This window comes from Collinsella sp. AM38-1BH, from assembly GCF_003467545.1.
Lineage (GTDB): Bacteria > Actinomycetota > Coriobacteriia > Coriobacteriales > Coriobacteriaceae > Collinsella.
The window spans coordinates 82,836-109,179 of the sequence record NZ_QSHC01000003.1 but is presented as its reverse complement, the minus strand read 5'-3'; the positions used below and the strand labels follow the sequence as shown (position 1 = coordinate 109,179).

At 60.3% G+C, this 26,344-nt stretch carries 21 protein-coding genes, 1 other RNA gene and 1 pseudogene; 16 read left to right on the top strand and 7 right to left on the bottom strand.

Features of this window, described 5'->3' with window-relative positions; all coding sequences use genetic code 11:
• Window positions 1–86: 86 nt before the first annotated feature.
• Entirely contained in the window at window positions 87–1,484 is a 1,398-nt protein-coding gene (locus DW870_RS02605) for an aminopeptidase (protein WP_117758716.1), read from the bottom strand.
• Window positions 1,485–1,650: 166 nt separating this feature from the next.
• On the opposite strand from DW870_RS02605, the gene polA reads away from it, so the two are divergent.
• Entirely contained in the window at window positions 1,651–4,401 is a 2,751-nt protein-coding gene (polA, locus tag DW870_RS02600) for a DNA polymerase I (protein ID WP_117847519.1), read from the top strand.
• Between the two features lie 273 nt (window positions 4,402–4,674).
• On the opposite strand, the gene DW870_RS02595 is transcribed toward polA, so the two are convergent.
• A complete protein-coding gene (locus DW870_RS02595) occupies window positions 4,675–5,502 on the bottom strand; it encodes a Cof-type HAD-IIB family hydrolase (RefSeq protein WP_117758714.1) in 828 nt (275 codons plus the stop codon).
• Between the two features lie 554 nt (window positions 5,503–6,056).
• On the opposite strand from DW870_RS02595, the gene DW870_RS02590 reads away from it, so the two are divergent.
• The 4 genes from DW870_RS02590 (at window position 6,057) to ndk (ending at window position 10,026) form a co-directional block, all read left to right on the top strand.
• Window positions 6,057–7,283, top strand: coding sequence for an argininosuccinate synthase (locus DW870_RS02590; protein WP_117758713.1), 1,227 nt, complete (start codon window positions 6,057–6,059; stop codon window positions 7,281–7,283).
• A 233-nt stretch (window positions 7,284–7,516) separates the two neighbouring features.
• The gene (locus DW870_RS09300) at window positions 7,517–7,687 is read left to right on the top strand and encodes a hypothetical protein (protein WP_158550218.1); all 171 of its coding nucleotides are present in this window, start codon (window positions 7,517–7,519) and stop codon (window positions 7,685–7,687) included.
• Window positions 7,688–7,805: 118 nt separating this feature from the next.
• Complete coding sequence (argH, locus tag DW870_RS02585) at window positions 7,806–9,236, top strand: argininosuccinate lyase (protein WP_117758712.1); 1,431 nt, start codon at window positions 7,806–7,808, stop codon at window positions 9,234–9,236.
• 385 nt (window positions 9,237–9,621) lie between these two features.
• Window positions 9,622–10,026: a nucleoside-diphosphate kinase gene (gene ndk / locus DW870_RS02580; protein ID WP_006234152.1), complete on the top strand. Its 405-nt coding sequence runs from the start codon at window positions 9,622–9,624 to the stop codon at window positions 10,024–10,026.
• Window positions 10,027–10,177: 151 nt separating this feature from the next.
• Here the strand turns inward: ndk and rpiB are convergent, their stop codons facing one another.
• Entirely contained in the window at window positions 10,178–10,645 is a 468-nt protein-coding gene (gene rpiB / locus DW870_RS02575) for a ribose 5-phosphate isomerase B (RefSeq protein WP_006234151.1), read from the bottom strand.
• Window positions 10,646–10,917: 272 nt separating this feature from the next.
• Here rpiB and DW870_RS02570 point away from each other — a divergent pair, with 272 nt between their 5' ends.
• On the top strand, window positions 10,918–12,237 hold the full coding sequence (locus DW870_RS02570) for a serine dehydratase subunit alpha family protein (protein ID WP_117758710.1): 1,320 nt from the start codon (window positions 10,918–10,920) through the stop codon (window positions 12,235–12,237).
• On the opposite strand, the gene DW870_RS02565 is transcribed toward DW870_RS02570, so the two are convergent.
• Window positions 12,234–12,992, bottom strand: coding sequence for an HAD family hydrolase (locus DW870_RS02565; protein ID WP_117847522.1), 759 nt, complete (start codon window positions 12,990–12,992; stop codon window positions 12,234–12,236). The two genes, DW870_RS02570 and DW870_RS02565, sit on opposite strands and share 4 nt — an antisense overlap.
• Window positions 12,993–13,307: 315 nt before the next feature.
• On the opposite strand from DW870_RS02565, the gene rpsA reads away from it, so the two are divergent.
• The 3 genes from rpsA to DW870_RS02550 all read left to right on the top strand — a co-directional run bounded on the left by rpsA (window position 13,308) and on the right by DW870_RS02550 (window position 16,045).
• Complete coding sequence (rpsA, locus tag DW870_RS02560) at window positions 13,308–14,474, top strand: 30S ribosomal protein S1 (protein WP_022095232.1); 1,167 nt, start codon at window positions 13,308–13,310, stop codon at window positions 14,472–14,474.
• A 357-nt stretch (window positions 14,475–14,831) separates the two neighbouring features.
• Window positions 14,832–15,193, top strand: an RNA gene (gene rnpB / locus DW870_RS02555) — RNase P RNA component class A.
• A gap of 213 nt (window positions 15,194–15,406) precedes the next feature.
• Entirely contained in the window at window positions 15,407–16,045 is a 639-nt protein-coding gene (locus DW870_RS02550) for a YigZ family protein (protein ID WP_199411449.1), read from the top strand.
• A 67-nt stretch (window positions 16,046–16,112) separates the two neighbouring features.
• On the opposite strand, the gene DW870_RS02545 is transcribed toward DW870_RS02550, so the two are convergent.
• On the bottom strand, window positions 16,113–16,559 hold the full coding sequence (locus DW870_RS02545; RefSeq protein WP_233547383.1) for a C-GCAxxG-C-C family protein: 447 nt from the start codon (window positions 16,557–16,559) through the stop codon (window positions 16,113–16,115).
• A gap of 230 nt (window positions 16,560–16,789) precedes the next feature.
• Between DW870_RS02545 and DW870_RS02540 the strand changes: the two genes are divergently transcribed.
• The 4 genes and pseudogenes from DW870_RS02540 to DW870_RS09590 all read left to right on the top strand — a co-directional run.
• The gene (locus DW870_RS02540) at window positions 16,790–18,073 is read left to right on the top strand and encodes an O-acetylhomoserine aminocarboxypropyltransferase/cysteine synthase family protein (RefSeq protein WP_117758707.1); all 1,284 of its coding nucleotides are present in this window, start codon (window positions 16,790–16,792) and stop codon (window positions 18,071–18,073) included.
• A 141-nt stretch (window positions 18,074–18,214) separates the two neighbouring features.
• Window positions 18,215–19,519 (top strand): MFS transporter, encoded by a 1,305-nt coding sequence (locus tag DW870_RS02535; protein ID WP_117847526.1) that lies wholly within the window; start codon window positions 18,215–18,217, stop codon window positions 19,517–19,519.
• 159 nt (window positions 19,520–19,678) lie between these two features.
• Window positions 19,679–20,257, top strand: coding sequence for a xanthine phosphoribosyltransferase (locus tag DW870_RS02530; protein ID WP_117758705.1), 579 nt, complete (start codon window positions 19,679–19,681; stop codon window positions 20,255–20,257).
• Between the two features lie 152 nt (window positions 20,258–20,409).
• Window positions 20,410–20,610, top strand: a pseudogene (locus DW870_RS09590) (peptide chain release factor-like protein); the annotation flags it as partial.
• A 197-nt stretch (window positions 20,611–20,807) separates the two neighbouring features.
• Here the strand turns inward: DW870_RS09590 and DW870_RS02520 are convergent.
• Window positions 20,808–21,770, bottom strand: coding sequence for a diacylglycerol kinase family protein (locus tag DW870_RS02520; protein ID WP_117758704.1), 963 nt, complete (start codon window positions 21,768–21,770; stop codon window positions 20,808–20,810).
• A gap of 87 nt (window positions 21,771–21,857) precedes the next feature.
• The gene (locus DW870_RS02515) at window positions 21,858–23,279 is read right to left on the bottom strand and encodes a chloride channel protein (protein WP_199412352.1); all 1,422 of its coding nucleotides are present in this window, start codon (window positions 23,277–23,279) and stop codon (window positions 21,858–21,860) included.
• A gap of 210 nt (window positions 23,280–23,489) precedes the next feature.
• Between DW870_RS02515 and glp the strand changes: the two genes are divergently transcribed.
• The 3 genes from glp to modA all read left to right on the top strand — a co-directional run bounded on the left by glp (window position 23,490) and on the right by modA (window position 26,321).
• Window positions 23,490–24,752 carry a gephyrin-like molybdotransferase Glp gene (gene glp, locus DW870_RS02510; protein WP_117876834.1) on the top strand — a complete coding sequence of 421 codons (1,263 nt, stop codon included), beginning with the start codon at window positions 23,490–23,492 and terminating at the stop codon, window positions 24,750–24,752.
• A 10-nt stretch (window positions 24,753–24,762) separates the two neighbouring features.
• Window positions 24,763–25,242: a molybdenum cofactor biosynthesis protein B gene (locus tag DW870_RS02505; RefSeq protein ID WP_117847529.1), complete on the top strand. Its 480-nt coding sequence runs from the start codon at window positions 24,763–24,765 to the stop codon at window positions 25,240–25,242.
• A 203-nt stretch (window positions 25,243–25,445) separates the two neighbouring features.
• Entirely contained in the window at window positions 25,446–26,321 is an 876-nt protein-coding gene (gene modA, locus DW870_RS02500) for a molybdate ABC transporter substrate-binding protein (RefSeq protein WP_117847531.1), read from the top strand.
• Window positions 26,322–26,344 lie beyond the last annotated feature (23 nt).

Genomic DNA, 26,344 nt, shown 5'->3' with positions numbered 1-26,344 from the left:
AAGAAATTGCGGTGGAATACGGTCTGTTTGGGCTATTGAAAGACCAAATCAATCCGTATTCCACCGCAAGTTATGGGTGGGGTGGATTAGGCGCGCTCGAGGAAGGCCTTGTAGCCGCGATAGGCCTCGTAGATGTCGGCCTTGTTGGCGACCTCCCACAGGGCGTGCATGGACAGGACGGCAACGCCGGAATCGATGACGTTCATGCCGTACTTGGCCATGATGTAGGCGATGGTGCCGCCGCCGCCCGCGTTGACGCGGCCGAGCTCGCAGGTCTGGAAGTCCACTCCTGCCTTGTCCATGATGTCGCGAATGAGGGCCACATACTCGGCGTCGGCGTCGTTAGAGCCGCCCTTGCCGCGGCTGCCCGTGTACTTGTTAAAGCACAGGCCGCGACCCATAAAGGCGGCGTTCTTGGTCTCGAACTTGCCGGCATAGCCCGGGTCGAAGCCGGCGGACACGTCGGAGGAGAGCATACGGCTGTGGGCGAGCGCGCGGCGCAGAGCCAGCGGGCTGTCCTCGCCGGCGAGCGTCATGATCTCGGCGACGGTGTTCTCGAAGAAGCGGCTCGTCATGCCGGTGGCGCCCACGGAGCCGATCTCCTCTTTGTCGACGATGAGCGTGATGCTCGTGCGCTCGACATTGGCCACATTGATCTGGGCGAGCATGGAGGGGTAAGCGCAGACGCGGTCGTCGTGACCATAGCCCAGAATCATGGAGCGGTCGAGGCCCATGTCGCGGGCGGGGCCGGCGGGCACGACCTCGATCTCGGCGGAGAGGAAGTCCTCCTCCTCGACGCCGTACTGCTCTTTGAGGATGTCCAAGAACATCTGCTTGACGGGCTCCTTGGAAGCGTCCTTGTCGTCCTCATCGAACTTGACGGGACGGCCGCCCACGATCACGTCGAGAATCTCGGCGTCGACGGCGTCCTTGGCGGGCTTGGCCATCTGCTCGCTCGAGAGGTGGATCAGCAGATCGGAGATGGTAAAGACCGGATCGTCTGCCTTGTCGCCGATATTGATGTCGACGGTGGTACCGTCCTTTTTGCAGATGACGCCCACGAGTGCGAGCGGGGAGGCTACCCAGTGGTAGCTCTTGACGCCGCCGTAGTAGTGCGTGTCGAGGTAGGCCATGTCGCCGGCCTCGAAGGCGGGATTCTGCTTAAGGTCCAGGCGCGGCGAGTCCACGTGGGCGCCCAGGATGTTAAAGCCCTGCTCGAGCGGGGCGGTGCCCAGGTTGACGAGCATAAGGTCCTTGCCGTGGTTGGCGGCGTACACCTTGTCGCCGGCCTTGAGCGTGCGGCCCTCGGCGATCACGGTCTCCAGGTCGACGTATCCCGCCTCCTCGGCCATCTTGATGCCGGTCTTGACGCACAGGCGCTCGGTCTTGTTCTCGCTCAAAAACTGCTTATAGCCGCGGCAAAGCCCCTCGAGCTCCTCGACTTGCTGTGGCGTGTACTTTTTCCATGCGCAGGGACGCTCCATGACGCAGGCTCCTTTCGGATCGATCGTGCTGGTTGATGTACCGTGAGCCATCGTATCACGCGCGGGCTCGCGGTGGCGGGGGAGCTTGATGTGCGGTGGCCGCGGGGCGGGGAGCGTGTAAACTGGAGTAAGCAAACCGTGCCCAGCCCAAAGCGAGGTATTCAATATGTCTGACAAGCGCCGCACCTTTGCCGTTATCGACGGCAACTCGCTCATGCACCGCGCCTTCCACGCCGTGCCGCCCACCATGAATGCGCCGGACGGCCGCCCCACCAACGCGATTTTCGGCTTTCTGAACATGTTTCTCAAGATGATCGATGCCTTTAACCCCGACGGTGTGGTCGTGGCGTTTGACAAGGGCAAACCGCGCGTGCGCATGGAGATGCTGCCGCAGTATAAGGCGCAACGCCCGCCCATGGACCCCGATCTGCATGCGCAGTTTCCGATGATCAAGGAGCTGCTCACCGCGCTCAACGTGCCGATTCTGCAGTCCGAGGGCTGGGAAGGCGACGATATCCTGGGAACCATGGCGCGCCTGGGTGAAGAGGCCGGCTGCGACATGCTGCTGGTGACCGGCGACCGCGACATGTATCAACTCGTGACCGAGCACGTCAACGTGGTCTCGACCCGCAAGGGCCTGTCCGACGTGGCGATCATGACGCCCGAGAGCGTGGACGACCTGTATCATGGCATTACGCCGGCGCTCGTGCCCGATTTTTACGGTCTAAAGGGCGATACGTCGGACAACATTCCCGGCGTACCGGGCATCGGCCCCAAAAAGGCGAGCGCGCTCATCGCACAGTACGGCAGCTTGGACGAGGTCATCGCGCATGCCGACGAGGTCAAGGGCAAGATGGGCGAGAACCTGCGTGCGCACATCGACGATGCGCTGCTGAGCCGCAAGGTCGCAACCATTCGCACCGATGCGCCCGTCGAGCTCGATTTTGAGGCGACGTCCTTCCCGGCGTTTTCTGCCGACGAGGTGTCTGCGGCACTGGGTACGCTTGGTATCACCGCCATGCAGAACCGTTTCTTGGCGTTGATCGGCGGCGAGGGCGGGGCTGCTGCTGCCTCCAGTGTGTTTGAGATACCTGCTATGGTTCGCGCAGCCGCCGGCGATGCCGACGCGCTTGGTGCCGTTGCGGCTGAGGTCTCCCGCGCGATTGATGCCGGCGAGTGGGTCGCCGCCGTGGTGGACGACGACAAGGAAGAGGGCGCGCTCTTTGGACTGACGCGCACGCTGTGGTTGGCGACGTCCAAGGGCCTGTTCGCGCTCGAGGAGGGCGACGGCGGTACTACTGCCGTAGTCGATGGCTTCAACTTCGCCCACGGCGTGATTGCCGGCGTGCTTGCGCGCCTGTTTATGGAGGGCCGCGTGGCGAGCCCGGATACGAAGGCGTTGTTGCACGAGCTTTCGCCCATCGATTCTTCTGAGCCCGAGCTCATGGATCCGCTGGCAGTCGATTCCACGCGTATCTTCGACACCGTGGTTGCCGCCTACCTGCTGGATTCTGACCGCTCTGAGTTTGACGAGGCGTATCTGGCCGATACCTATCTGCAGATGGCGCTGCCTGCGGCGCGCGGTGCAGAGGGTGCCGGTGAGGACGCTCCGGCGCCTGCCGCCCGTACTGCGGCCCTGACGCTGGCGCTCGTGGCGCCGTTGCGCGACCGCATGGCCCGCGAGAACGCCGCCAACGTGTTCGATGGTATCGAGATGCCGCTCGTTCCGGTACTTGCCAAGATGGAGCGCGCGGGCATGCTTGTGGACCCCGACCGCCTGCACAGTCTGTCCGAGGGTCTGGCGACCCAGATTGCCGAGGTTGAGCGCAGCATTCGCGACCTGGCGGGTGACGAGACCTTTAACATCGGCAGCCCCATGCAACTTTCGCACGTGCTCTTTGACGTGATGGGCCTTCCGACCAAGGGCCTCAAGAAGACTAAGCGCGGCTATTATTCAACCAACGCCAAGGTTCTGAGCGATCTTGCCCGTGACCACGAAATCGTGCGTCTGATCTTGGACTGGCGTGAGAAGTCTAAGATCAAGTCCACCTATCTGGACACGCTGGGCCCGCTACGCCGTGGTGACGGTCGCGTACACACTACGTACAACCAGACCATCACGGCAACGGGGCGTCTGTCCTCGAGCGACCCGAACCTGCAGAACATCCCGACGCGCTCGGAGCTGGGTCGTACCGTCAAGACGGCGTTTTCGGCAGGCGAGGGAAGCGTCTTTTTGGCGGTGGACTACTCGCAGATCGAGCTGCGTCTGCTGGCACATCTCTCGGGTGACGAGCACCTGGTGCGCGCCTTTAACGAGGGCGAGGACTTCCATGCCGAGACGGCGGCGCGCGTGTTTGGTGTGCCGGTGTCCGAGGTAACGCCCGACTTGCGCAGTCGCGCCAAGGCCGTGAACTTTGGCATCGTGTATGGCCAGCAGGCCTACGGCCTGTCGCAGTCGCTGCATATCTCGATGGCCGAGGCACGCGACATGATCGACCGCTACTACGAGGCCTACCCGGGTGTGCGCACGTTCCTCGACAACGTGGTGGCACGCGCCAAGCAGACGGGCTACGCCGAGACCATGTACGGCCGCCGTCGTCATATTCCGGAGCTCAAGGCCAAAAATCCGCAACTCCGCGGCTTCGGCGAGCGCACGGCCATGAACCACCCCATGCAGGGCACCGCGGCCGACATCATCAAGATCGCCATGGCCCGCGTAAGCCGCCGTCTGGAAGAAGAAGGCTTTGCCGCCCACATGATCTTACAGGTGCACGACGAACTGGACTTTGAGTGCCCCGTCGACGAAGTCGAGCGCCTCACCGCCATGGTCCGCGACGTCATGGAACACGTAGTAGACCTCCGCGTCCCCCTAATCGCCGAAGCCAGCACCGGCACAACCTGGGCCGACGCCAAATAGGGAAGCAGCCACAGATCCAAAGCAGCCAAACCAGAAGGGAGTCCCTTTCAGCAAGGAACTCCCTTCATCCATAATTATTCAGCTAAGTATCTAGACGCCAAGACGCCATCCAGGCGGCAAGCAAGTCACCGCAGGACCTGGCCGGGTGGCATGGGTTAACTTTTCGTAGATTCCGCACGCAAAGAAAGCCACTTAATGTGGCTTTCGTCTTGCGCAGGACCTGACCGAGCGAAAAGATAACCCATGCCACCCGGCCAGGTCCGACGAGCCACGTTAACGAGCCGCCAAGATGGCGTCGATGAGCGTCAGTACGCCCCCGTCGTTGTTGCTCGGAATGCGCCACTTGGCATGCGCGTTCATGTGCTCCTCGGCATTGTCCACGATAAAGCTATGCCCGACGCGCTCCAGCATGGGGATGTCGTTGTAGGTATCGCCCACGGCGGCAGCATCGGCAATATCGATGTCCAGGTGCTCGCACAGGTGCGCGACGCCGGCGCCCTTGTCGACGCCCAGGTTCATAAAGTCGATCCACTCGCGCCCGGCGTTGGTGACGTAGAGCTTGTCCGAGAACTCGGGGCTATAGGTCTCGCGGAAAGCGGGCTCGGCGTCGTAGCCGGGGAAGAAGACCGAAATCTTGTTGGACTCGAAATCAATGCCCTCAAAGCTGTCGACGTAGTTGATTGTGTTGTAGTAGACGCTGATCTCGTCGTGGTATTGATGGTCGCGGGCAAGCACGTAGAACTCGTCGAAGCAGCACAGGACGGGGACAGCGCGAGGATCCTCCGAGGCACGGCTCAAGACCTGCTGATACAGCTCCACGTCAATATTGCTCTTATAGATATAGCTGCCGCGATAGATCACGCACGCTCCGTTGTCGGGACAAAAGGCGAGGCGGTTCTTGATGCCCTCGAACATCTCCTCGAGCTTGGGGGCGGGACGTCCGCTGGCGGGGCAGAATACGATGCCGGCGTCGGCGAGCTTGTCCAGGCGCTCATCAAGACCCTGGGGCAGCACACGCTCGTCGGTCAGCAGCGTCTTGTCCATATCGACGGCGAGAATCTTAATGTTGCCGATGTTGGCGTCCGATTCGTAAGTTTGCATAAAAAAGCGCCTTTCGTTTCGAGATTGTTTCAGACGTTATAACCATCAACTAGTAGTCGAGCGTATTTTCGCAGGAATGGTGCGTATTTGCACTGCAATTCACAAACTAATGAAAAAACTTTTCAGAAATTTGAATTTGTCGCTTGCGCAGCGTGCACTTTATCGTAATATAGCGAACATCGAAAACGGAGACGGCAAAAGAGCCGTTTACCGAGGAAAAGGTACCGTTTGCGATATTTGAATTGCGCCCGGCGATACGTGAAAGGAGAGGCAGATGCAGTTCGTAAAGATCATCACCACTGCAGACAATGCCATCCGACGCCAGCGCGCAATTTCCCGACGACGATAACAATCGTCTCTGTCCCCATGGGGCGCAATGCCTCAACAGAGTCATTTTGAGGTCGTTGGGTTTAAGCACGACATAGCCGCATGTTTCTAGGGCATGCCTGTGATGCAATCTGCTGAATAACCTGATATTGCACGGTTTTTGACCTCAAGGTGACTTGCAACTGACCGATGTTCTAACTAGCTACCAAGGGCGAAAGGAAACAGCCATGAGCAAGGAAAAAGTCGTTCTCGCATATTCCGGTGGTCTTGATACATCCGTATGTGTCAAGTGGCTCCAGGACGAGAAGAATCTCGACGTCGTTTGCGTCTGCGGCAACGTGGGCCAGGAGGAGACCGGCCTGGATGCCAAAAAGCAGAAGGCGCTCGACTTGGGCGTTCTCGATTGCCAGGTGCTCGACCTGCGCGACGAGTTCTCCGATGAGTTCCTGACCAAAGCCATCGCAGCAAACTCCATGTATGAGAACAAGTATCCGCTGCTCTCCGCCCTGTCTCGCCCGCTGCTTGCCAAGAAGCTTGTTGAGGTCGCCCACGAGTTTGGCGCGACCTACGTCGCCCACGGCTGCACCGGCAAGGGTAACGACCAGGTCCGTTTTGAGGCCGCCGTCAAGGCCCTCGACCCCGAGCTTAAGGTTATCGCCCCGGTTCGCGAGTGGGACCTGAAGTGCCGTCCCGACGAGGTCGCCTATGCCCACGCCCACAACGTGCCGGTTCCCGAGGGCGCCAACGACAACCCCTACTCCATCGACGACAACCTGTGGGGTCGTGCCATTGAGTGCGGTCACCTGGAGGATCCCTGGAACGAGCCGCTCGACGACGCTTGGGTTATGACCAAGAATCCCGAGGACACGCCGGACACCCCGACCTACACCGAGATTGAGTTTGAGGCCGGCAAGCCCGTCGCCGTCGACGGCAAGAAGATGAAGCTCTCCGAGATCGTCATCGCTCTCAACAAGATCTCCGGCGACAATGGCTTTGGCCGCCTCGATCTGGTCGAGGATCGTCTGGTGGGCCTCAAGAGCCGTGAGTGCTATGAGGTTCCCGGAGCCCTGACGCTCATCACCGCCCACAAGGCGCTCGAGGACATCTGCGTCGAGGGCGACCTGCTCAAGACCAAGATCAAGCTCGAGCAGGATTGGGCCACCGCCGTGTACAACGGCCAGTGGTACAGCCCGCTCAAAAACGCGCTCGATGCCTTTATGGCCGATACCCAGAAGTTCGTGACCGGCACTGTCCGTCTGAAGTTCTTTAAGGGCAACTGCCATGTCGTCGGCCGCAAGAGCCCGTTTAGCCTGTATGACTACGGTCTGGCTACCTACGACCGCGACACTACGTTTGACGAGAAGGCCAGCGCCGGCTTTATCGAGATCGATACGCTGTCGCTCAAGACGTGGGCAAAGGTCCAGGGCCTCAGCTCTGCTGCCGCCCAGGCCTAGCGCCTCCTTCCCTTGGTATCCGCGCGGCCCATCCGCGTGATACATAACGGGCGCACGGGGTCCCTACCTTTCGTTATGCTTGCTGACACTTCTTAACATCGGTGGCCCCTACGTTCCGCCCGCATATATGATGCCGCGTCTGCGGCTGAGTCCGAGCCCCGCCGGGGTTGTCCGGCGGGGCTCCTTCTATCAATTTGGCGGCTCTGCGCCTATATATATGAGGAGTATCCATTATGTTCAATGCTATCGCGCATGCTTTACTTGCCCTCGCGCCCGAGTTCGATGCTGCAAGGGTCGAGGACGTCCCTATGAGCCTGAAGGCCTGGATCGATGGTTCGCAGGGCAACATCCGGAGGGAGACGTTGGGCGCCAAGTGCATGGCGCGTCACTTCTTTGCAAATTAGCTACATGGCTCCGCACACGGTGGGGAATGTGTAAAACTAGCGGTTGAAAAATCGCTTTAGCGATATGGCGCATTGCTTTGGGCGCTTGTTTTGGTATTTGGAGAAAGGGGACGGTTCCATGGTTCTTTGGGGCGGTCGTTTTGAGGCAGGCGTGGCCGAGGTCACGCAGGAGTTTGGCGCGTCGCTGCCGGTCGACAAACATCTCTATAAGCAGGATATCGCCGGCTCTAAGGCGCATGCCAAAATGCTGGCGGCCCAGGGCATCATCAGTGCCGAGGACGAGCAGGCGATTGCCAAGGGCCTGACCGGAATCGAACAGGATATCGATGCCGGCAACTTCACCTTCGACATCAACGACGAAGACATTCATATGTCCATCGAGAGCGAGCTGACGCGTCGCATCGGCGAGGCCGGTAAGCGCTTGCATACCGGACGTTCGCGCAACGACCAGGTGGCGACCGACACGCGCCTGGGCGTCAAGGCGCTGGCCAAGGAGCTCATGGAGGCCAATCTTGAGCTGCGCCATGTGCTGGTGGATGCGGCTAAGAAGTACGACAAGGTAATTCTGCCGGGCTACACGCACATGCAGCACGCTCAGCCCGTGCTGCTGTCGCATCATCTGCTGGCGTATTCCTGGATGTTCGCGCGCGACTTTACGCGCCTGAAGGCAGCCTTTGATGCCGCCGACAACTGCCCGCTGGGTGCTGCCGCACTTGCCGGCACGAGCTATCCGCTCGATCGTCAGATGACGGCTGCCGAACTTGGCTTTGCGGGTGTGATTCCCAACTCGCTCGATGCGGTTTCCGACCGCGATTTCCTGCTCGATCTGCATTACGCCGGCTCAGTCATGGCCATGCATCTGTCGCGCCTTTCCGAGGAGATCGTGCTGTGGTCGAGCTCCGAATTTGGCTTTATTACGCTTTCCGACTCGTACTCCACCGGCTCGTCCATCATGCCGCAGAAGAAGAATCCCGACTTTGCCGAGCTTATCCGCGGCAAGAGCGGCCGTGTGTATGGCAACCTGGTGCAGCTGCTCGTGACCATGAAGGGCTTGCCGCTCGCTTATAACAAGGACTTGCAGGAGGACAAGGAGGGCGCGCTCGATACCGCCCATACGCTCATGCAGTGCCTGTCGGTTATGGCCGGTATGATTTCGACTTGGACCGTCAACGAGGACGCCATGGCGCGCGAGTGCGGCGTGGGACACCTTGCCGCCACCGATGTTGCCGATTACCTGGCTAAGCGTGGTCTGCCGTTCCGCGAGGCACATGCCGTGGTGGGCCATCTGGTCCTGATGTGTGAGAAGCGCGGCTGCAATCTTGAGGACCTGCCGTTTGAGGTGTTCCAGGAGGCAAGCTCGCTCTTTGAGCACGACATTACCGAGGCGCTCGACATCCCGTCGATTGTCGCTGCACGCACGACCGAGGGCGGTACCGCCCCTGCCGCCGTTGCCGTGCAGCTGCAGCGTGCCGAGGCACAGCTCGTGGCCGACGAGGGCGTGTTTGGATCGCTGACCAAGGTCGTCGAGATGGGCCACGGGATAAAGTAAGGGTTTGGCCGAAGCTGTTTTTGCCATTTATTGAGGAATCATTTTTTGCTTTACGGACGTCTGCTGATGTGAGCGTCCGTATTTTGTTGCTATGGGGGAGGGGCTTGTCGAGAAGTTCTGTAGGACCTTTGGGCAGGTTGTGAAGGGGGTACGTTCGCGGGCGGCAACCGACCGTCTGCTCTGCTCGATGCGGTTGATGGGCAGTCGGATGGTACTCTAATCGAGCTTCGAAACAGAAGTGACACATATGGAACGCTTTAATAAATTGCAACGTTTCAATAAACAGCTTTTTGTTTAACTGCAGCTAAAACTCTGTTACGATGCAGTCCAGGCGGGTGCCGGAATGGGACTTGGGCACGCGCGAACCTACTTGAAAGGCTACCTTATGGCTATCGAGAAGACCTTCATCATGATTAAGCCCGACGCCGTGCGCGACCGCAAGATCGGCGAGATTGTTGCTCGCATCGAGCGCAGCGGCCTTGTCATCGAGCGCATGGAGATGACCACGCTCGAGCGCGCTACCGTCGAGGAGCACTACGCCCATCTGGCCGACAAGCCCTTCTTTGGCGGTCTCTGCGACTTTATGACGAGCGGTCCGGTTGTCAAGATGGTTGTTTCCGGTCTCTCCGCTGTTGCTAAGATGCGCACCCTCATGGGCGCTACTAATCCGCTTGACGCTGCTCCTGGTACCATCCGCGGCGACTTTGCCGTCGATGTCAACGCCAACGTGATCCACGGCTCCGACTGCCTGGAGAACGCCGAGATTGAGATCAAGCGCTTCTTTGGCTAAACCAGCTTTGACTCCTTAAAGCTGTTAGCGTGTGGCTTGGGCGCCGCGGAACTCCATCCGCGGCGCCCTTTTATTCCAAAATCTATGAAGGGGCCCGTTCGGTCATGAGTTCCGAGCGGGCCCCTGCTGTTAGCTTGTGGCACTGAGATGTTTAGGCCTCGTCGACGACCTTGAGGCCGCGCGTGTGGTCGATCTCGTTGAGGAGGTTAACGCGACGCTCGTGACGACCGCCCTCAAACTCGGCGTCGAGCCACTCGTCGACAATCATCTTGGCGAGCTCGGAGCCCACGACGCGGGCGCCAAAGGCGAGCACGTTGGTATTGTTGTGCATGCGGGAGAGCTTGGCGCTGAAGGGCTCGGAGCACACGACGGCGCGTACGCCCTCGACCTTGTTGGCAGCCAAGCTAATCCCGACACCGGTGCCACAGATGAGGATGCCCAGGTCGACGTCGCCGTTGGCAACGGCCTTACCCACCTTGTAGCCGGCGATGGGGTAGTCAAAGCTCTCGGAGGTGTCGGTGCCAAAGTTCACGACCTCGCAGCCGCGCTCCTTCAGGTGCTCGGAAATGATGTTCTTGAGCTCGACGGCGGCGTGGTCGTTACCGATACCGATCTTCATGGATGGTTCCTCTCTGGTCTGTGCGGCGCAAATGCTAAAGGTGTTTACCGCGTTCGACTGCATGATAGCGCGACTTTTGCGTAAACGCTCGGGCGTTTTTTGGTCAAACGCTTTAGCATGCAACAAGACCGGCTTCTCATGAATGAATGCTGTCAGTTTGTGCTTGAGCGCCGTCCGCCGGAACCATGGTTGCGGTTTTTGATGCATTGTTATCAAATAAAGGAACTAACCATTCTTGAGAGCCCAGCCCGTTATGCAAGCAGGAGATACCTATGCCTACCGATTCCATCCGTGATGCCGCGTTTTGCGATGTTTTGAACCGCGAGCTTGTCTGCGCACTCGGCTGTACCGAGCCCATTGCCGTTGCCTATGCAGCAGCGCTGGCGAGCCAGACGCTCGGTTGCGAACCCGATCATATGGATGTCGCCTGCTCGGGCAACATCATCAAGAACGTCAAGAGCGTGACCGTGCCCAACTCGGGCGGTATGCACGGTATTGAAGCCGCGGCCGTGCTGGGTGCCGTGGGCGGCGACGCTAAGAGTGCTCTCGAGGTGCTCGAGAGCGTTGACGATGAAGACCGTGCTCGCGTGACCGAGCTCCTCGCCGACGCCGGCTACTGCGATGTGTCGCTTGTCGAGGGTGTGCCCAACCTCTACATCAAGGTGACTGCGACGGCCGGGGGCCATACCGCGGTCGTCGAGATTACCGACCACCACACCAATGTCACGTGCCATACCCTCGACGGTATTCCGGTGTGCGGCAAGTCGGCGGGGGAGTGTGCCGCCTGCGCCGAGCGCGTCGTGGCCGAGCGGGCGGCAGATAACGCCGATACGCCCATGTCGATTGAGACCATCATCGACTTTATCGAGGACGGTGACATTGAGGACGCCTGCGCTGCCGTTGAGCGTCAGATTGAGCTGAACGGTGCGATCAGTGCCGAGGGCCTGGCGCACGCTTGGGGCGCCGAGGTTGGCCGTACGCTGTTGGGCGCTCGTGCCGATGACGTCGCCTGCCGTGCCCGTGCCCGTGCAGCCGCCGGGTCCGACGCCCGCATGAACGGCTGCGCGCTGCCGGTCGCCATCGTGTGCGGCTCGGGCAATCAGGGCATTACCTGCGCGCTGCCTGTTATGGAGTATGCCGAGTATTTGCGCTGCGACCATGATCGCCTGGTTCGCGCCGTGATGCTGTCCGATCTGATCGCCGTGCATATCAAGAGCTATATTGGTGCGCTCTCGGCGTTTTGCGGTGCTATTTGCGCCGCATGCGGTGCCGGTGCCGCGATTACCTGGCTGTGCGGTGGCACGCGTGAGCAGATTGGCGCGACGGTCTCGAACACGCTCGGCAACGTGGGCGGCATCGTGTGCGATGGCGCCAAGGCGAGTTGCGCGGCTAAGATTTCGGCAGCCGTGGACGCTGCGATTCTGGGCCACGATATGGCTATGCAGGGCCGTGGCTTCCGTGCCGGCGAGGGCCTGATCCAGGATACCGTCGAGCAGACGATCGCCAGCATGGGCTACGTGGGCCGTGTGGGTATGAAGGATACCGACGTCGAGATCCTCAACATCATGATCGGCAAAACCCAGGTCTGTTAAGACAGTTCGTCGGCTACTTGGTGTTCGTAGAAGGCTTCTACTACGGCGTTAAAGTCGCGGGCGAAGTCTTCCATGGTTCCGCGCCAGGTGGCTCGGCTGGGCTTGCCTTGGCCCACAAAGGCGGTTTGGATGCCGCAATCGGGGGACGGGAAGTCGCGCTTGGGATCGTTGCCCACCATAAGGACCTCGTGCGGCTCGAGCCCCATCACCTGAAGCTGCTCTAGATAGTAGGTGGCATCGGGCTTGCAGCGGGTGGTGTTTCCCATGTGCGTGACGAGCTCAAAGGGAACATCGGCCAGGTCGCCCCAGCCCATGCGGCACTCGATGGCCCCCTGGGGAAAGCTGGGGTTGGTAAAGAGCGCGCAACGCAGTCCAGCGTCCTGTACGGCCTGGAGCGCGGCGTGCGCGCCCGGCATGGCGTGGGCGTTAATGACATCGTCGTTCTTGTACGGAAGAACTTCGCGATCATAGTAGGTAAACGCCTCGTAGATGATGGGATCGGAGAGGCGGATACCGCATCGGCGCTCGACCTCTTCTTGGTAAAACTCAAGATTGGTGCGGTTGTCCGTGCCGCTGCGGCGATTGGCGTTGAGGTCGACCAGGATGGTGCCGAGGCGTGCCATCGTGCCACCACGGCTGCGGCGGCCGATATCCGCGAGCATCGAAGAGACATCCTTAAAATAGCGAAGGATGAACGCGTTGAGGTTGATGCTGAGAAGCGTCTCGTCCATATCGAAAACGACTGCTTTGAGCACGCGGGCACCTTTCTCGAAAAATCGATCTAGAGTTGTTGGCTCCGGATACTTTACCCCAAAGCCGAATGCCTGGCTGGTTATCGTCAAGTTGCGGAGACGTGTGTTCATAAGATTACGAAAAAGTCTCCACACGAGTAAAAAATCGCAGTTCACGCTTGAAATCGAAATGATTTCCCCGTAACCTATACGAACGTGATTGCATAAGCGTCACATTAGTATCTGTCGGCTCCCGAGTGTTCCTAAACGTTGTGTGCTTGTCGCACCCTTCTGTAGGTCCTAGCAATCGGGGCCCCGTAGTTCGAAAGGGGTCCACCTTTGAGTGAGATTCAGAACTCGTCCATTTTCTCTCTTGACGATGTCAACGAGGAGGAGATGAACAACCTCATCGACGGTACGATTACCGACTTTGATGAGGGCGATCTCGTTAACGGCACTGTCGTTAAGATCGAGCATGACGAGGTGCTCGTTGACATCGGATTCAAGTCCGAGGGCGTTATCCCGGTCCGCGAGCTGTCCATCCGCAAGGACGCTAACCCTGCAGACATCGTTGCACTCGGTGATCCCATCGAGGCTCTGGTTCTCCAGAAGGAGGACAAGGACGGCCGTCTGGTCCTGTCCAAGAAGCGTGCCGAGTACGAGCGTGCTTGGAACCGCATCGAGGAGAAGTTCAACTCCGGCGAGAACGTCGAGGGCGAGGTTATCGAGGTTGTCAAGGGCGGCCTGATCCTCGACATCGGCCTGCGTGGCTTCCTGCCCGCTTCCCTCGTCGACCTCCGTCGTGTCAAGGACCTCACCTCCTACATGGGCACCCGCATCGAGGCCCGCGTCATCGAGATGGACCGCAACCGCAACAACGTCGTCCTCTCCCGTCGCGTCGTGCTCGAGGAGTCCCGTAAGGCCGAGCGCTCCGAGATCCTGTCCAAGCTCAAGTCTGGCATGCGTCTCCAGGGCACCGTTTCCTCCATCGTCGACTTCGGCGCCTTCGTCGACCTCGGCGGTATCGACGGCCTCATCCACATCTCCGAGCTCTCCTGGAACCACGTCAACCATCCTTCCGAGGTTGTCAAGGTCGGCCAGGAGGTCGAGGTCGAGGTTCTCGACGTCGATCTCAACCGCGAGCGCATCTCCCTGGGTCTCAAGCAGACCACCGAGGATCCGTGGCGTGCACTGGTCAAGAAGTACCCCGTCGGCGCTATCGTCGAGGGCACTGTGACCAAGCTTGTCCCGTTCGGCGCTTTCGTCGACCTGGGCGAGGGCATCGAGGGCCTGGTGCACATCTCCGAGATGGCCAACAAGCACGTCGATCAGCCTTCTCAGGTCACCCATGTGGGCGACAAGGTTCAGGTCAAGGTCATGGAGATCGACCTCGACCGTCGTCGTATCTCCCTGTCCATGAAGTCTGCTGCTGAGACTCTGGGCGTCGAGATCGAGGTTACCCCGCTGCCTTCCGAGAAGAAGGACGAGGAGACCGACGCCGAGTAAATCGGTTTGACGATCACTTGTTTTAAGATCACTTGTTTTAAGGGATCCGTCCGCAATGGACGGGTCCCTTTTTGCATTTGTTGCTGAGGTACGCGATGCTGCCCGTGCGCGATGCTGCCCTGGCTGTTCGCAGACTATTGGGTTGTCGGTGCATGAAAAATGCCGACATCCCGCCTCGGGGAGGAGGCGGGAACGCACCGAGTAGACGGAGGGGTGCGGAGCGCGGTCGCGTCTCGACTGACGACGTTGCCCATCAACAACCCTATTGTACTGCATAGCGCGGTTCTTGGTTTATCGTGTCGAACGCTTGTGTTGTGCCATTGCCTGCGGCAACGGTGTGCTACACTCTTGCACTGCTGAGTGGGCCAGACGGTCGCGCGATGTGCTGCTTGCAGCACGCGTGAGGAAAGTCCGGGCTCCAGAGGGCGGGATGCCGGCTAACGGCCGGGCGGAGTGATCCGACGGAAAGCGCCGCAGAAAAGAAGACTCCCACCTGCGCCGCAAGGCGTAAAGGGAAAAGCTGAAACGGTGGTGTAAGAGACCACCAGCGTCGTGGCAACACGGCGGCTTGGCAAGCCCCATCCGGAGCAAGCGCGAATAGGAACGCTATGGGCCGGCCCGGTCCGCGTTCGGGTAGCGTGCGTGGAGCTGCATGGTAACGTGCAGACAAGATAAATGACCGTTCACGACAGAACCCGGCTTATCGGCCCACTCGGCACTTTGTTGACGCTGCGAACCCGTCAGCGCGGCAATCTGCCTTTCAAGCCTTCGGGCATGACCATAAGGTCAATGCCCTCGGCTTTCAAGGCACCTTGCTCGCGCTGACGGGTTCTCGCTTTCGTTGACGGAATCATCGGCGTTGTCATTCTTTTTACTAGGGTTATCGTATTATTGAGGCTGTTTGTTGCTGCGCTTTATTTTGTTGAGGGGCTTTGTTGGACAGCTATTTTACTTTGCAATCGAATATTGAGGCTACGGGCGAGTTCGTTGACCGCAAGAGCCGGTTTATTGCCCAGCTGGTCCATATTGAGTCCGAGGATGAGGCGAATGCCTTTATCGAGATGGTTCGCAAGCGTCATTATGACGCTCGGCATAATGTTCCCGCGTGGATTTTGGTCGATGGACGCGAGCGCCAGAGCGATGATGGTGAGCCGAGCCGCACGAGCGGTATGCCGACGCTCGAGGTGCTGCGTGGCGCGGGGCTCAAAAATGTTTGCTGCGTAGTGACGCGCTATTTTGGTGGCACGCTGTTGGGGCCTGGTGGCTTGGTGCGCGCCTATACCGCGGCGACGCAGACGGCGGTGGCCGCGGCTCAGGAGGCCGGGCAGATCGTCGAGATGACAAGCGTCGTGCCGGTTGACGTGTATGTGGCCTATCCACAGTATGAGCAGGTGCTTCGCTTGGCCCAGGATTCGGGTGCCAAGGTTTCGGATACCGATTACGCGGATACCGTTACACTTCACTTGGTGTTTAAGGCGGGGGAGCAGGAGCCATTTTGCGCCAAGATGCGCGAGCTTATGGCGGGACGCGAGGAGATCGAGGTCGGCGCTCCCGAATTTGCCGAGTTCTGACGGCGACGGCCGGCGTGCTTTTGGATGGATCCCAAGCGCGCCGGCCGTCGTTTTATGTTGATGCCGTCTACTCGGCGAGCTGCTTTAGCACATCGCAGGCGATCTCGATGGCATCGTCGATGCAACCGGGGCAGCTGCGGAGCGGACCCTTATCCGATCCGATGCCCTTGAGCGTGCCGCAGACGGTCGTCGTGTTCTTCTCGCCAAAACGCTTGGCGATTTCGCGCGACAGCTTGTAGGTCTGGCCCTTGGTCTTGGGGTTTTCCATGCCGTCGCTCATCACGAAGCCCATGATGGCCACGGCGCCCGAGATGGCGCCGCAGGTTTCGGTCATGCCGCCCATGCCGGCGCCAAAGCCCTCGGTGAGGGTAAAGGCGATCTGAGGGTCGAGTCCGACGGCAGGTGCGAGCGTGCAGGCGACGGCCTGCGCGCAGTTAAAGCCACGGGCGTGGTATTCGGCAGCTTGAGCCTGACAGGCGGTGATGTCGAGCTGGGCCGTATCGATTTGCTTCATCGTTGTCTCCTTGGTCACGGTGTACCCGCTTATGGTACCCGTGACGGTGCGTGTAATCATCGAGAGCTTCATGGATGCCTCATTTTTATCTATCGAGCAAATGTCCAAGGCTTGAGATAAATGCCCCGGATCAATTTGTCCCATAACCTACCTTGTGGATGGGTTGAGAGGGGTGCGGGGTAGCGGTATCGTGAACCGAATAAAACGTAACCCAGGCAAGGGAGCAAGATATGAGCGAGCAGACCATCGGTACCACATGTGTTCAGGGCGGCTATCACCCGGGAGATGCGGAGCCGCGCCAGGTGCCCATCTACCAGTCCACCACGTGGAAGTACGACACGTCGGAGCACATGGGCAAGCTGTTTGACCTAGAGGAGTCGGGCTATTTCTACAGCCGTCTGCAGAACCCTACGTGCGATTTGGTTGCCGCCAAGATCTGCGAGATGGAGGGCGGCACTGCCGCGATGCTCACGAGCTCGGGCATGGCGGCGAATTTCCTCGCGATCTTTAACGTAGCCGGTGCCGGCGATCACGTGGTCGCGAGCTCTGCCATCTACGGCGGTACCTACAACCTGCTCGCCCATACTATGGAGCGCATGGGTCTGACCTGCACGTTTGTTGCTCCCGACTGCACCGACGAGGAGCTCGAGGCAGCCTTTGAACCCAATACTAAGCTCGTCTTTGGCGAGACGATCGCCAACCCCGCCCTTGCCGTGCTCGATATTGAGCGCTTTGCCAAGGCCGCGCACGACCACGGCGTACCGCTGATGGTCGACAACACCTTCCCGACGCCCGTGATGTGCCGTCCCTTTGAGTGGGGCGCCGACATCGTCACGCACTCCACTACTAAGTACATGGATGGCCATGCGGCCTACCTGGGTGGCGTGATCGTCGATCATGGCCAGTTTGACTGGATGGCCCATGCGGACAAGTTCCCGGGTCTTACCACGCCCGATGAGAGCTACCACGGCGTGACCTATGCCGAGAAGTTCGGTCGCGAGGGTGCCTTCATTACCAAGGCAACCGCTCAGCTTATGCGCGATCTTGGTCCCATGCAGAACCCGCATGCGGCGTTTTTCTTGAACAGCTCGCTCGAGAGCCTGCATGTGCGCATGCCGCGTCATTGTGAGAACGGCCTGGCCGTTGCCAAGTTCCTGCAGAGTCATCCCAAGGTACGCTTCGTGAGCTATCCGGGCCTGGAGGGCGACAAGTACTATGATCTCGCTCAGAAGTACATGCCCAACGGTACCTGCGGCGTTGTGAGCTTTGGCTTTAACGGTGGCCGTGCGGCGGCCGAGACCTTTATGAAGAGCCTCAAGCTCGCCCAGATCGCCACGCACGTGGCCGACGCCCGCACTTGCTGCCTGCATCCCGCTAATGCCACGCATCGCCAGATGAACGATGAGGAACTCATTGCCTGTGGCATTTCCGCCGACATGGTGCGCTTGTCGTGCGGCCTCGAGGACACGGCCGATCTGATTGCCGACCTTGAGCAGGCACTCGAGCAGTGCTAGGCTAGCGTGCGTGCGAGGCGTGGGATGGCTTTTCGGCTGACGACGTCCTCATAGTTCCGATTCCGTAGGCGGGACCCCGATCGTGTCCGTTTGTAGGCGATTGGGGTCCCGTTTTTGCGTTGCACGATAGAAAGGATATACATGGAGAAAACTGCCGAGCAGCTGCGCCGCGAACACATTGCCCTAGAGGGCGACACCCACGGTAAGAATAAATGGGCGATTCTGTTCACCGTGCTCGTCATGACCTTTATGGCGTGTCTGGATGCGAGCATCGTGACGGTGGCGCTCCCAGTGATGCAAAAGGAGCTGGGGGTGGGTCTCGACCGCATTCAGCTCGTGAGCTCGGTGTATCTGCTCGCGACGTGCGTCGCCATGCTGCCGTTTGGCCGCTTGGGTGATGTGCGCGGCAAGGTGAATGTGTTCCAGCTTGGTGTAATCGTCTTTACGGGTGGCTCGTTGCTTTGCGGGCTTTCGGCTTCGCTCGAGGTGCTTATCTTGGCGCGTTTCGTGCAGGGCATTGGCTGTGCCGCCGCGATGGCCAACAATATGGGCATCATCACCGAGTCGTTTCCGGCGCGTGAGCGCGGCCGTGCCATGGGCATTCTGGCGACCTTTGTGGCTCTTGGCATGATGTGCGGCCCCGTGCTCGGCGGCGTGCTGGTGGCGAGCTTTCCCTGGGAGAGCATCTTCCTTATCAATCTGCCCATTGGCGTAATCTCGTTTATCGTGGGACTCTATACGCTGCCGCATGTGAAGCCGGAGGCTGGCGAACGCCCTATGCCGTTGACAGAGGCGGCGCGTCGCTGCTTTGCGAGCTCGGCTTTCACGATTAACCTGGCTTGCATGCTTATCGTGTTCGTGGGTATCGGTGCCTCCGAGTTTGTGCTGCCGTTCTACTTTCAGGATGCCCACGGCTTTAGCTCCGATATCTCCGGCCTGTTGTTTTTGGCGATGCCGGTCGTGAATGCCTTTGTGGGCCCGCTTTCGGGCTCGGTGTCCGACCGTGTTGGTTGTGAAGCGCCCACGGCCGTTGGCCTGGGCGTGTACGTGTGCGGTCTCTTTGCGGTGAGCACGCTTGACGAGCACTCTTCCGTCTTGATGATTGTGTGCTGCGTCGCGTTTATGTCGTGCGGCACGTCGATCTTCCAGAGTCCCAATAATTCGCTGTATATGGGTTCGGCTCCGCGTGAGGCGCTTGGCTTTGCGGGCAGCTTGAGCAGCTTGGCGCGCTATGCGGGCATAGCGCTGGGTATTACGGCGGCGTCGCGCATCCTGTATGGACAGACGAGCGCGGCGATGGGCAAGACGGTCACGAGCTATGTGGCGGGTCGTCCGGACGTGTTCCTCTTTGGCTTCCGTTTGGTATTCTACGTGCTGATGGCCGTTGCTACCGTGGGCTTTGCGCTCACATTGGTACGTTTGGTGAGGATGCGCGCCCGTCATTAGCGTGTAGTGGCAGGCTTGCCACGAATCGGACCTATCTACTGGTCTTGCAGCTTTATGGTGCGATGTGGCTTGTGGGGCGGGCGGGGGTCGGTCCGTGGTAGACTATCGAACAACGTTTATTAATCGCGCGGTATCGTTGCCGCGAGAAGGGGTTGCGCCATGCAGGAGCTTGAGGATCGTATTCGCCATGACGGCATCGTAAAGGCCGGTAATGTCCTTAAGGTTGATGCCTTCCTCAACCACCAGTGCGACGTTGAGCTGTTCGACCACATGGGTGCCGAGTGGGCCCGTCTGTTCGAGGGTGTCGAGATCAACAAGATCCTGACGATCGAGGCTTCGGGCATTGGCATGGCTTGCATCGCAGCTCAGCATTTTGGCGGCGTGCCGGTGGTCTTTGCCAAGAAGGCACAGTCCATCAACCTCGACGGCGAGCAGTATGCCACGACCATCTACTCCTTTACCAAGCAGAAGGAGTACCCGGTTATCGTGGGCAAGCGCTTCTTGTCCGAGGGCGACAAGGTCCTGATTATCGACGACTTTTTGGCCAACGGCTGCGCGCTTGAGGGTCTCATCAAGATCTGTGAGGCTGCGGGCGCCGAGGTTGCCGGCATAGGCATTGCCGTGGAGAAGGGCTTCCAGGGCGGTGGCGATAAGCTCCGCGAGCGCGGCTTCCGCGTTGAGAGCCTGGCCCGTATCGCCGAAATGGACTGCGAGAACGGCGAGATCACGTTCGCCTAGGCGCGCAGCACAAGCGATTGGTATGCGATGTGACAAAGGGACTGTCCCTTTGTCACATTTTTTGTATGAGGGGAGGTTTTGATATGGATGAGAACAAGATGGGATGGCGCGAGTATGCGCGCTATGCCGAGATGTCGGTCGAGGAGTTGGCACGCGATTGCGCGGTACAGGTGTTTCGCGCGACGGGTCCGGGCGGACAGGGCGTGAACACGACGGACTCGGCGGTACGCATGAAGCATGGGCCCACGGGGATTGTCGTGACGGCGCGTGAGAGCCGCAGTCAGTTTCAGAATCGCAGCTGCTGTCTGCGTAAGCTGAGGGCAGAGCTTGAGCGTCGCGGGCGTCCACCGCGCCGACGCGTCAAGACCAAGGTGCCTCAGCGATCGCGCCAGCGCAGGCTTAACGACAAGCACTTCAACGCGATTAAAAAGCCAACCGTCGCAAGCCGGGCGGGGAGGAATGATCCCCTCAATACGTTGCGGTGAAATAGGGACTGTTTTGGGGGTGCGGCTGCATAAACAGTCCCTATTTCACCGCAACTTAGGGATGGCTAGTGGGTGGGGCGCCAGACGTGGAGGGCTCCGCCGAGGACGTCGACCTCGATGCGCGAGGCGACGATGGGCTCGCCGTCGGCCTGAATGGGGTAGTCGGGCTCCTCAAAGGTGAGCGCGGCGTGACGGCAACGACGCATGCGAACCGGCGGCAACTTGGTATGGTGGCCGTCCTTGGCCGAAAGGAACATAGGCAGGGCTACCGCGCGAGGGACGGGGCCGCAGGCGTAGCAGACGTCGAGCATGCCGTCGCAGGGGTCGGCGTCGGGACAGATGCGATAGCCCGAACCATAGGTGGGTCCCAGCTGGATGGCCATGATAATCGCGCGCACGCGCTCGGCGGGCGCGCCATCAAAGCTGATGGTCATGGGGTAGTTGCGGTAGCGCAGACCAAACTGCTCAAGTCCCGAGAGGGTGTAGAGCGGAGCGCCCGTCAAGCCGGTCTTTTTGCGCAGCTCGGTGGTGCCCAGGCCAATGGCGGCATCGATGCCGACCGAAAGCGTCTGATCGTAGTACTCAACGGCAGCCTCGCCGCTGCCGCTCGCAGGGCTCCACGAGCGAATGCGCCCGATGTCCTGACGCTGCAGCTCGCAGGTGAGCAGCGCGCCAAAATCTTTGCCGGAGAAATCGTCGATGCCGAGCGTCTGGGCAAAATCGTTGCCGGAGCCCACGGGCAGGACGGCAAGAGCGGGGCGTGCGTCCTCCTTTTGCGTCATAAGCCCGTTGACGACCTCGTGGATTACGCCGTCACCGCCAAGCGCGATAACGGTGCGATAGCCCTGAGCCTGGGCGGCCAGCTCCTTGGCGTGTCCCATGCGCTCGGTCAGCACCAGGTCAAACTGGGATGCGCGTGCAGTCATGTCCAAAAAGCGCTGCAGGCGCTCAGCGACTTCGCGCGCCGCACCCGACTGGGCGGTGGGGTTGGCGATGATGAGCGTGCGACCAAAATCAGTTGCGTGCATGGGGCGACTCCTGGCGTATGACGTGACGGTGCGGTCGCGCTCAGGTCGAATTGCCCCCGATTGTGGCTGCACGGCGAATACTAACGTCTACTCTATCAGGTCGTTGTGACGCTCGATAGCCTCTGCCACCGTGCCGCCCTCGTCCACAATAAGCGAGCGGCGCTTGGGTGAGATGATGCGCTGGGCGGGATACACGCCGCGGTGGCCGCCGGCGAGATAGCTGATAAACGCCACGATGACAAAGAACCCGGCGGCCGTGCCGTGGAACAGGTCGATGGCCATCATACAGGTGGTGATGGGCACGTTAAGGCCGGCGCAGAAGACGCCGAGCATGCCCAGCGCCGCCAGAAAGCTGGGGTCGATTCCGACGAGGCGGCCGATCCAGCCACCGAGTGCCGCACCGATGCCAAACAGGGGCGTGACCTCGCCGCCTTGGAAGCCCGCGCCCAGGGTAAGCGCTGTGACGACCAACTTGATGGCTGCGTCCGCCAGGGTGGTGTTGCCCGCAAATCCGGCGCCGGAAAGCCACGTGGAAAGGCCGGCGTAGTTCCAGGCGTCGAGGAGGGCATAGGCGGCCAAAACCACGAGCGCGCCCACGAGTGCGCGAGCAAGGTAATTGGTGATAAAGCGACCGTACAGGCTCTTGACGGTTCGAACCGACCAGGCAAAGAGGCGTGCCGTCAGACCGAAGATAATGGCGCTGATAACAACGATGACGACCGTTTTGGGCGTCATGGTGGGAACGCTGGCGATGACATTCGCCTCGTACTCGGTACCCAGGGCAAGCGATGTAAAGTAGCCGGTAAACGAGGCGACCAGGCAGTAGATCCCCGCGGTGTAGTCGATTTTGCCGATAAAGCACATCTCCATGCCAAAGAACGCGCCGGCAAGGGGCGAGCCGAACACGGCGCCAAAGGCCGACGAGATGCCGGCGAGCATGAGGTCGTGGTGGTCATGCTTTTTGAGGTGGGCGAGGCTCGAGATGTTGCTGGCGATGGTGCCGCCAATCTGCACCGCGGCTCCCTCGCGACCGGCCGATCCGCCCGTTAGGTGCGTGAGAGTGGAGCAGACGAAGGTGAGGACGGCCATGCGCATATGGATGAGGCGGGTGCCCAAGGCGGAATCGATGACCAGGTTGTTGCCGCGTTTGGCGGCAAGGCCGTGGTTTTTGTACACCCATGCGGTGGCCACACCCACAACGGGAAGCAGCGCGTAAATCCATGCATGGTGCTCGCGATAGTCGGTCGCGATATTCAACGAGGCCAAAAACGCCCAAGCGGCAACGCCCATGGCGAGCGAGACGATGACGACGAGCACGAGCAACTTGGCGCTCGCGAGTAGGTTACGGGCGTTGCGGCGCGTGTCGGCAGCCAAGAGATGCTCGGAGCGGGTGAGCTGTTGCCTGCCGGCCGTGATCACGTCGTTAAGGGAGAAAAAGCCGCCGTCGTCGAGCGGTTGGGAATGATCCTGCGCCTCGTTTGCGCTTTCGGGTTTGTCGTTATGAGCCATACGTTCCTCTTTTAGGTTGCAACGCAAGCATTATAAAACGCGGTAAACGCGACGAGCCGGTGGGTTGGTTTCTATTCTGTTTCGCGGCCTGCAACCGACAGGTGTATTTGCGGGTACAGGCCGAGTCGCGGTCGTGCGTCGGGGGATTATACTGAGACAAGCATAAAGAACCGGCGCCACTGTTGTACGCCGTAGCATTAAGAGGTGCACATGGCAGAGAAACTCATTCCGCTGGAGGACGCGCAGTCGATTGTTCTGTCGCACGTTGCTCCGACCGATCTCGTCGAGATTCCCGTGTGGCAGGCCGCCGGTCTTCCTTTGGCCGAGGACGCGGTGGCCGATATCGACATTTCGCCATTTGCTAACAGCGCCATGGACGGGTATGCCGTGCGCGCGGCGGACTTGGCGCAGGCATCTGGCGAGGCGCCGGTGACGCTCGACGTTATCGGACACGAGGCCGCGGGCCATGTGTTTGAGGGCACAATCGGCACGGGCGAGACAGTCCGCATCATGACGGGCGCGCCGGTACCCGAAGGTGCCGATGCCGTGGTGAAGTACGAGATCGTCGACGTGCTTGATGGCGACGGCAACGAGGGCTCGCACGTTCGCTTCTCGGCGCCGGCCAAGGTAGGGGAGAACGTTCGCTCTGCCGCCGAGGAGGCCCATGACGGCGACGTCGTGATGCGCGCTGGCGAGGTTGTGGCTCCGGCGGGCGCGGGCCTGCTGGCAAGCGCCGGATACGCGAGCGTGAAGGTGCACGCTGCCCCACGTGTGGGCATTATCTCCCTGGGGACGGAACTGGTCGCACCGAGGAACGTGCCGGCGCGCGGGCAGATTCGCGACTCCAATTCGTCGGCGTTGATGGCCGAAGCGCTCGATGCCGGCGCCGAGCCCGTGTTCTACGGCATCGCGCCCGACGATGAGCAGGCGATTGCCGAGCTGGTTCATCGTGCCGTGCAGGAGTGCGATTTTGTCATTACGAGCGGTGGCGCCTCGGCGGGCGACTACGACTACGTGACGGCACTGGTTAAGCGCGAGGGCGAGGTGCTGTTTGACCGCATCTCGATGCGTCCGGGCAAGGCCATCACGTTTGGCTTGCTCGGAGGTAAGCCCTACCTGGGGCTTTCAGGTAATCCGGCCGCGGCGTATGTGGGCTTTGAGATGCTCGCCCGTCCGGCGATCCGCAAGATGCGCGGCTTTGCCGAGGGTGCGCGTCCCGTGCAGCAGGCGACGCTCACGCACGGCGTGAAAAAGCGACAGCCCCGCCGCTTCTTCGATCGCGCCACGGTTTTGCGCGACCCCGAGACCGGTGAGCTGTTGGTGACCGAGGCCAAGTCGCAGAATTCGGCGCTGCTCGGCACGATGCAGCGGGCCAACTGCCTGCTGCGTATTGACGAAGGACCGTGCGACCTTGCGGCGGGCGATGTCGTGGACGTTGTGCGCGTCGACCTGCCCGAGGGCGCCGTGTTGTAGGAGGAATGCTATGGAGCTGAAGATATCGATCGTGACGTGCTCGGATACGCGCGATCTTGCCCAGGACGAGGCTGGAGCCGCACTCGAGGAACTTATCGAGACGCAGGGCTGGACGGTCGCCTCACATGTGGTCGTGCGCGACGACGCCAGCGAGATCGGTGATGCCATTGTGGAAGCCGCCGATGAGTGCCACGCCAATGTCGTGCTCACCTGCGGTGGCACGGGGCTTTCGATGCGCGATGTGACGCCCGAGGCGACGCGTGCCGTCTGCGACCGCGATGTGCCGGGTATTGCAGAGGCAATTCGTGCGTACTCGATGACCAAGACGCGCCGCGCTATGCTCTCGCGTGCTATTTGCATGCAACGAGGTCATACACTTGTCGTAAACTTTCCCGGTTCTACGAAGGCCGCCCGCGAAAGCTGGGAGGCCATAGCAGACCAGCTGGAGCACGCGGCTCAGATGACAGCGGGCGGCGGACATACCAACTAAGCTATTTACCTGCGGTGGGGCGACCTTATCGGTCGCTCCGCTTTTGTTTTCCGCCGAATCGACGCCGAGGTGTACGGTAACTCGAAACTATATTCTCAGGCGAGAATAATTTCTCACTAACATTATTCGCGCATAAGTATAATCTGATTGCAGATTAAAGCCCGCGGTGGGGTACCCGGGCACAAGGTCCGAAAGGGTTGAATATGTTCGATATGGTTTCTCGCCGCGGATTCGTCTCGCTTTCTGCTGTCGCCGCCGCCGGCCTTGGCCTTGTTGGCTGCTCGGGCAACAAGACGTCCGACCCCGCTGGTTCCGATGCCGGCTCCGCCAAGTCTTCCTCTAAGAAGAAAGCTGTCGAGCTGCAGGTCTTTGCCGCCAACTCGCTCGAGAAGGCTCTGCCCGAGGTTCAGGAGCTTTACACCGAGCAGACCGGCACCACGTTTGCCGACACGCAGTTTAAGGCGTCTGGCGACCTTGTCGAGCAAATGCGCGCCGGTGCCGCCGTCGACGTGCTTATCACGGCCTCCAAGGGCACCATGGACGACGCCGAGGCCGCCGAGCTCGTCGACACCGACACGCGTGAGGACATGTTCGTCAACGACCTCGTGATTATTCGCGCCGAGGGCTCCGACACCAAGGTCCAGGCCATCGCCGACGTCGCGAATCTGGACGGCAAGATCGCCATCGGCGACGCCAAGACCGTTCCCGCCGGCAAGTACGCCAACCAGGCCCTGGCCTCCGTGTGCCTCTACACCGGCACCGAGGGCGACGACGGCGAGTATGCTCCCGAGATCGCCGACAAGGTCGCACTGGCCGACAAGGTCGGCACTGCTGCCGCCTATGTGTCCACAGGCGACTGCGTGGCCGGTTTTGTCTACAGCTCCGATATCTTCCGCTACGACGGCATCGAGGAGGCCTTCGTGTGCCCCGAGGACTCGCACAAGCCCATCGTGTATCCCGGCGTTGTCGCCGATAGCTCCGAGCATGCCGACGAGGCCAAGGCGTTCATCGACTTCTGCCTGACCAACAAGAAAGCCCAGAAGATTTGGGCCAAGTACGGCTTTGAGCTTTCCGAGTAGTGCGGCTTGGCGCGATAATTCCA